We start from the raw sequence: 6910 nt of genomic DNA, 5'->3' as shown, positions 1-6910 counted from the left end.
CGGCGATCCCGGTGAGCACAGCGCGGCGTTCCGGCACGCCGTCGGGTATTCGCGTGAGTGAGCTGAGGGGCACGACGTAGCGGTCTTGGTGCGGGTGCAGGCAGAAGACGTTCCGGCCGATCCAGTCCTCGGGGCCTTGTTCAACTATTCCGACCGATAGATAACCGAACTTGACCGGCGCGGGAAAGTCCCCGGTTTGATGGGGGGCCCGCATCGCTTTCGCGGTTCGTGTGGGCACGTGCGCTTCATGGACCACGAGCTCTGTGCCCCTGCTGATTCCCGAGTACAAAGCACGGACCACAGCCTCGCCCTGCGCCGGCGCCGGAAGGTCCTCGCTCCGGAGCTCGCCTTGGCACGGGCCGACCGTCCAGTAGGCCAGGGCCGTTTGGGGGTGCGTGTTCTGGGTGTCCGTGTTCTGCGGTGCGTTTCGTGGAAGAGTCATCGTGCTTGCGAATCTAGTCCTGCGGCTGCGATTACGAAAGGGAAGGCTACTTACTAAGCGGGTGCCGCCCGGCCGTTTTGGGGAACGGGCCTCCACTCCGGTACCCTATTTCAGTTGGTGACGTGTCCGAGCGGCCGAAGGTGCAACACTCGAAATGTTGTTTGGTGTAAAAGCCAACGTGGGTTCAAATCCCACCGTCACCGCCAATGAAAACCCCCGGAATTCCGGGGGTTTTCTGCTTTTCGAAACTGGTCGCGCCCGCGTCGGGGATGTTGACGTGGCGGCTACGCGTGAGGCGGTAGCCTCTGCTAAATCTCGAGCACGGTCGCGTGACGCCGCCTGAACGGTGCGACAAGCCGCCCGGCCTGCCGAGGCCCCCATAGCGGCCTTGTGGCTGGTCGCGGCTGAAGGTGGCCAACGCGCTCATGATGGGCCGCGGAGCTGACCATGAAGCCAAGGATGGCCAGGCCGGCAATGAACGCGTAGATGACGCCACGCTCAAAAATGCCTGAGAATTCGGTTTTACCGCCGGTGAGCAGCATCAACAATCCCGATACGCCAGCGACGATGGCCAGTCCGAAAAACCAAAGGCTTGCGTCGGTCCGTCTGAACCAGAGCACGCCGATCGAGACGAGGGTTACGAAGATACCAACCGACAGAATGACGACGGCGGGGTCGTGGATTCCAATAGTGTGGCCTGCATTTGGATAGTCTTCGGGGAAGACGCCGATGGCGAAAATAGCCAGCCCGGTAACGGCGAGCGACCAACGAATGATGGTTGTCGTTACCTTGGCAAAACCGGTGGGCTGCATCCGAATCTTGCCGTCAGTTTTGTCCCGACGTACCGCCTTGTACGCGTCATCAAGGTCGCCGGCATGTGCTGCAATCCAGAGCACCGGCGAAGTGATGAGACAGGCCGCTACCACGACGTTCACGCCGATGAAGATAAGAGCCAGATCCATCGCAGCGAAGGATGGAGAACACACGTAGCGGGCAGGGTTGCCGACGTTGTCGCAGTGCACCGCGCCGAGGTCGCTGACGTAGTTCGATGCGTAGCTGTAAGTGCCATTGCCTTTCCACCCAAGCTGAACGACCCACTCAAATACGATGAAGCTAAGCATCGCTTTTGCGGCCCATGATCCGATCATGTGCCGAGTATCCGACGTCCTTGGACGCCGCCCCAAACACCAGCCGCCGAGTAGCTCGATCCAGCTGTTCACCTTGTTCATAGCAAGGATTAAGGCGCTCGACTGGACAAAATACTAGAGGTTCCGCTACTCGAATGAAGACCTGCGCATCCTTGCTCGGAATTGAGTAGAGGAGAGCTCGCCGTGCTACCCGTTAACTAGTCCAGCGAATAGCCTCCGTGCCGAGGCGGTGATAGTTGAGACATCGGCAAGTGGGCGGCCTAGAATCGTCGCATGGGTCTCCTTACCTTCAGCATCAACGTCACCCTGGATGGTTGCGTCGACCATCGGGAAGGGATCGCCGACGACGAGACGCACGCCTACTTCACCCGCCTCATGGACGACGGCGGCGCAATGCTCTGGGGTCGCACCACCTACGAGATGATGGAGAGCTACTGGCCAGCGGTCGCCCGCGGCGAGGAGGACGCGCCGCCTGCGATGCGCGAGTGGGCGCTCAAGCTGGAGGCCAAGCCGAAGTACGTTGTGTCGTCGACGCGAAGCGACTTCCCGTGGACCAACAGCCACCACCTCGTAGGCGACCTCCAAACGGCGGTGCAGGATCTCAAGGATGCGACTCCCGGCGGGGTGCTCGTCGGCAGCGGCAAACTTGCAACAGCGCTGGACCAACTGGATCTGATCGACGAGTACAAGTTCCTTGTCCATCCCAGGATTGCCGGCCACGGTCCCACCCTGTACCAGGGCGGACTGCCTAGCACGCGACGCCTCGACCTGATCTCGGCGGAGCCGCTCAGCAACGGCGCGGTCGCCTTGCACTATCGACGGGCTGACTGAGGGTGGCTGTCCGTCGCGGGTGAGCTTCGGCTGAAAGACCGTGCGCTCGTTAATGTAGAACCAGATGCGTGCGGTGCCCTTCGCCGTCGGCCTGTGCTGCCAGCGCTCGTAAGTCGCGCAACCCCGCTCGAGGTCGGCGCTGCCGTGTCCGGCTACGGCCGTGGCCGTCTCTTTCCAGCTGGTCAGCTCGGCCAAGGCGAGGTGCGGCTGGTTGGTTGAGAAAGAAGTCGCTTGACCTTCTGAGATCTACTCGTGTAGATTCAGTCAGGATTGTTAGCCAGGTCACACTCAAGAAGCTCACCCGAACAGTCCTGGGCATGAAGTAGAAATGACCAGCCCATGAAGACCCCAACGACAGCCGTGGACCGTCCGGGCCTGGCCATACTCGGCGCCCGCACCCTGGGTAATGCCCTGGGCTCCGGACGAAACTCGCTGAACGCCCTGCGGTTGGTCTTCGCGGCAGCCGTGATCATCTCCCATTCCTGGTGGCTGGGTGGCTACGGCCCGGAACCCTCGCTTTACGGGATCAAGCTCGGGACCGCTGGCGTCATGGGCTTCTTCGCCATCTCCGGCTATCTCATCACCGTCAGTGCCGAACGCTCGGACACTGTGCTCGAGTATGCCGCAGCACGGCTCGCCCGCATCTATCCGGCCCTCGTGGTCGCGGCGCTTACTGTTGCCTTCGTGGCAGCACCGCTTGGCGCCCTCCTGACACACGGGACCTACGACCCGCGCGGAGCCTTGGCCTTCCTCGGCGCGGCGCTGGCACTCAGCATCGGCGTCATGGACACGCCCGCCATCGGGACGTCCCTCTGGGGCAACAACGACCGCTTTGACTGGAACGGCCCCCTATGGACCCTCACCTGGGAGGGGCTCTGCTACGTTATCGTCGCCGCGATTGTGTTCCTGCTCCGCAGGATTCCGGAGAGCAGGCGAGGCACGGCCACTGCAATATTCCTGCTATTTGCCGCATCCACGGGAGCAGTCTTCGGAAAGCTGCTCGCAGGCAGCTTCGGGCCGAATCGCACCGAATTCGTCCTCCCGCTGCTCGCGGTCTTCATGGCGGGATCCCTCCTTGCCACCCAGAGGCGCAAGGTCCGCGTCGGTGCGGCGCCAGGCCTCCTCGCCGCACTGGCCGTGTGGGGCGCCCTCGCCACGGGCTACGGAACAGCCCTCGCCCCGCTGCCGTTTGCCTACCTCGTGCTGTCGATCGGTTCAATCGGCAGCGCGTCCCCCATCGGGTCCCGCTACGACATCTCCTACGGGATCTACATCTACGGATGGCCCGTCCAGCAGCTCCTCGCAGCCGCCCACATTCCATCCCACGTTCCCGCGCTCGGGTTTGCTGCGTTCGCTCTCGTGGCGGTCTGGCCGCTTGGTTTCTTGAGCTGCGTGGCCATTGAACAGCCAGCCCAGCGGATCCGGCGCGCCCTCATGCGCCGCCTCGCCCTCCGGGCAGCCAGCTAAAATAATCCGCTTAAACGCTTGATCACGAGTCAAGTGCCAGCTATTGTTGCCGTGATTAAGCGTTTAATCAAAGATCCTTAGCTCCACCACAAGCTCCCCCCGACTGCTCAACAACGCCGTGTGCAGAGGCTCGACGCAGGGCTATCGGCGGTCGAGTAGTCCTGACCGAGACCCGGAGATCTTATGGCCCACTCAGCAAGGAGGCTGTCGAAGAGGGCGAGCATACTCGCCCTCTTGGCCGCGCTCACGATGTTTTTCACCACAACCATAGTTACCGGGGACATCCCCGGCGCAGGAGCCGTCGGCAGCGCGACCCCAGCGCCAATGCGGGCCGTCTACCACATGACTCCCCCGTCAGGATGGCTGAGCGACCCTCAGCGGCCCATCTATCTCAACGGCAAGTACAACCTGTACTACCTTCACAGCAACCAGGACAACGGCCCCGGCGGATGGCGACATGCGACGTCGTCGGACACTGTGGCGTTCAACGACCAAGGCGACGCCCTCCCCCTCCAAAGCAATTTCCCCGTCTGGACCGGCTCCTCGGTGATCGATACCAACAACACCGCGGGCTTCGGGGCCGGCGCCGTCGTCGCGCTCGCCACGCAGCCACCGACGGCGACCCGTTCCAGCAATCGCAATACCTCTGGTACTCGACCGACGGCGGGACAACCTTCACGCAGTACGGCGCACCGGTCATTGCCAACCCGGACGCCTCGGACTGGTTCCGCGACCCGAAGATCGTTTGGGACGCGGCACACTCGACCTGGGTAGCCGCGATCGGCCGCCAGCAAAAGATCACCTTCTACACCTCGCCGGATCTTAAGACCTGGACGCACCAAACCGACTTCAGCTACACCACCCCGAACATCGGCGGCGTTGAGTGCCCGGACATCTTCCAGATGAAGGCCAACGACGGTTCGTGGCATTGGATCATGGCCGGGAGCATGCAAGGCGACTACAGCGGCAAGCCGGACACGTATGCGTACTGGACCGGCACGTGGAACGGCTCGGCGTTCGTCGCGGACCAGACGGACCCGCAGTGGCTCGACTGGGGCTCGGACTGGTATGCCTCGGTGACCTGGCCGGACGCCGCGAATCCCGACGCTTCCCGTTACGCGATCGGCTGGATGAACAACTGGCACTACGCGCCGCACAGCGTGCCGACGGACTCCACGGACAACTACAACGGCCAGATGTCGGTGGCGCGCCAGCTCAGCCTCAAGTCCGAGGGCAGCGGCATCTACAGCCTCCTATCCCAGCCGACCCCGAATCTGGCCAACTACGCCACCAAAACCGTGAAACCCGCCAACGCCACGGTCAATGGACGGACAACCCTCGACTACCACGGCTCGGTCTACGAGCTCGATGCGGACGTCAGCTGGACCACCCTCAACAACGTCGGCATGTCCGTCGGCGAGAACAAGGACGGCAGCCGGCACACGAACATCGGTGTCTACGGGGGCAACCTCTACGTCGATCGCTCCGCGCAGGACCAAGTGCCGTATTCCTTCGGCACGTTCCAGCAGTCCCAGGCGCCGCTCGCCTCGGGCACGACGTCCTTGCACCTCCGGATCCTCGTGGACCATGGCAGCGTGGAGGTCTTCGCCGACGACGGCCGGATCGCACTCTCGAACCAGGCCTTCTTCACGTCGTCGGACACGGGGATCTCCCTCTACACGATCGGCGGCAGCGCAAACTTCGCCAACCTCTCGATCACGGAATTCGCCAACATCACCGAACAGGCGAACCCCGCGGCGCCGTACGCGGACTTCGAGGGCAGCACCTATGGTTCATGGACAACGGCGGGAGCGGCCTTCGGTTCAGGGCCCGCCAGCGGGGCTCTCACCAACCAGCAGCCCGTCACGGGCTACCTGGGGAACAAGCTCGCCAACAGTTTCAACGGCGGCGACGCAGCGACCGGAACGCTGACCTCGCCGTCGTTCACCATCGGCCACTCGTACGTCAACTTCCTCGCAGGAGGCGGGAACAACCCGCGGCCGTCCGACGTCTTCGCCGACTTCGAGGGCGCGACGTGGGGTGCCGGGTGGACGGCGTCGGGCAGTTACATTGGCCAGGGCCCGACGGCGGAATCCCTCCCCAACCAGCTCGGCTCCAAGGTCCTCGATACGTACGTCGGAGGAGGTGATGCCTCCACGGGCGCGATCACGTCACCGACGTTCACGATCACGCGGGACTACATCGACTTCCTCATCGCTGGAGGAAACCACCCCTGGGGCCAGTCCGGCGCCGCGGCGGTGAACCTCCTCGTCAACGGGCAGGTAGTGCGAACGGCAACAGGCCAGAATTCATCGACGATGTCGAACGTGAACTGGGACGTCCACACGCTCGTGGGGCAGAAGGCCCAAATCCAGGTCATCGACCACGCAAGCGGATCCTGGGGCCACATCATGGTGGACCAGATCGTGTTCAGCAGCGTGCCAAACGCGGTTGGAGGTGAACCGGACAATCAGACCACGGTGAATCTTGTGGTCAACGGGCAAGTGGTCCGCACCGCGACGGGCCAGAACAGCGAACGCCTCGCCTGGACGTCGTGGAACGTCTCCGACCTCGTTGGCCAGAGCGCACAGATCCAAGTGGTCGATAACGGCACGGGAAGTTGGGGCCATATCCTGCTCGACCAAGTCACCTTCGAAGACATACCGGCCGCCTAAGTCGAACGTGGCCTGTCCGTCCTGACCTTCTTTGCCGCGCAAAAGCCTCGAAATGACGCGACTCGCCGTGTCGTAAGCGCTTTCCGAAACGAAAGAAGGTCAGGACGGCGCCGCCCTCCCTGAAAGAAGACGCCGCTACTCTCGGCGCCGCTAAAGATCCCGGGCATTCGCCAGGACCGGAAGCTTGCCCCGGACTTCTTCGACGACCGACGGATCGATGTCGACGACGGCGAGTTCCGGCATTTCCCCGAGGGCCACCATCACGGCACCCAGTGGCGAGATCACGGCACTGTGCCCTATTCCCGTGGGCGCGGTGCGGTGGTGGGCAGGCCGACGCTGGCCGGGTT

6 protein-coding genes, 1 tRNA gene and 2 pseudogenes are annotated in these 6910 nt (G+C 63.1%); 6 read left to right on the top strand and 3 right to left on the bottom strand.

Features of this window, described 5'->3' with window-relative positions; all coding sequences use genetic code 11:
- A pseudogene (locus AHiyo1_RS11070) lies at positions 1 to 442 on the bottom strand (dehydrogenase); the annotation flags it as partial.
- A 116-nt stretch (positions 443 to 558) separates the two neighbouring features.
- Between AHiyo1_RS11070 and AHiyo1_RS11065 the strand changes: the two are divergent.
- Positions 559 to 648: transfer RNA gene (locus tag AHiyo1_RS11065), tRNA-Ser, on the top strand.
- Positions 649 to 750: 102 nt separating this feature from the next.
- Here the strand turns inward: AHiyo1_RS11065 and AHiyo1_RS11060 are convergent.
- Positions 751 to 1590 carry a DUF998 domain-containing protein gene (locus AHiyo1_RS11060; RefSeq protein ID WP_059388601.1) on the bottom strand — a complete coding sequence of 280 codons (840 nt, stop codon included), beginning with the start codon at positions 1588 to 1590 and terminating at the stop codon, positions 751 to 753.
- 273 nt (positions 1591 to 1863) lie between these two features.
- Here AHiyo1_RS11060 and AHiyo1_RS11055 point away from each other — a divergent pair, with 273 nt between their 5' ends.
- The 5 genes and pseudogenes from AHiyo1_RS11055 to AHiyo1_RS26615 all read left to right on the top strand — a co-directional run bounded on the left by AHiyo1_RS11055 (position 1864) and on the right by AHiyo1_RS26615 (position 6563).
- A complete protein-coding gene (locus tag AHiyo1_RS11055) occupies positions 1864 to 2421 on the top strand; it encodes a dihydrofolate reductase family protein (protein WP_059388600.1) in 558 nt (185 codons plus the stop codon).
- 339 nt (positions 2422 to 2760) lie between these two features.
- Positions 2761 to 3888: an acyltransferase family protein gene (locus tag AHiyo1_RS11045; RefSeq protein WP_059388599.1), complete on the top strand. Its 1128-nt coding sequence runs from the start codon at positions 2761 to 2763 to the stop codon at positions 3886 to 3888.
- A gap of 183 nt (positions 3889 to 4071) precedes the next feature.
- Positions 4072 to 4662, top strand: a complete 591-nt coding sequence (locus AHiyo1_RS26625; protein WP_340639313.1) for a hypothetical protein — start codon at positions 4072 to 4074, stop codon at positions 4660 to 4662.
- Positions 4569 to 5066: pseudogene (locus AHiyo1_RS26620) on the top strand (glycoside hydrolase family 32 protein); the annotation flags it as partial. The gene AHiyo1_RS26625 and the pseudogene AHiyo1_RS26620, both read left to right, overlap by 94 nt.
- An 18-nt stretch (positions 5067 to 5084) precedes the next feature.
- A complete protein-coding gene (locus AHiyo1_RS26615; RefSeq protein ID WP_253257280.1) occupies positions 5085 to 6563 on the top strand; it encodes a GH32 C-terminal domain-containing protein in 1479 nt (492 codons plus the stop codon).
- A 150-nt stretch (positions 6564 to 6713) separates the two neighbouring features.
- Here the strand turns inward: AHiyo1_RS26615 and AHiyo1_RS11035 are convergent.
- Positions 6714 to 6910: nitrilase-related carbon-nitrogen hydrolase (locus AHiyo1_RS11035; protein ID WP_275937055.1), on the bottom strand; the 197-nt coding region annotated here is incomplete at its 5' end.

This window comes from Arthrobacter sp. Hiyo1 (assembly GCF_001263615.2).
In the GTDB taxonomy this organism is placed as follows: domain Bacteria; phylum Actinomycetota; class Actinomycetes; order Actinomycetales; family Micrococcaceae; genus Arthrobacter.
This window is presented reverse-complemented; position numbering and strand designations above follow the sequence as displayed.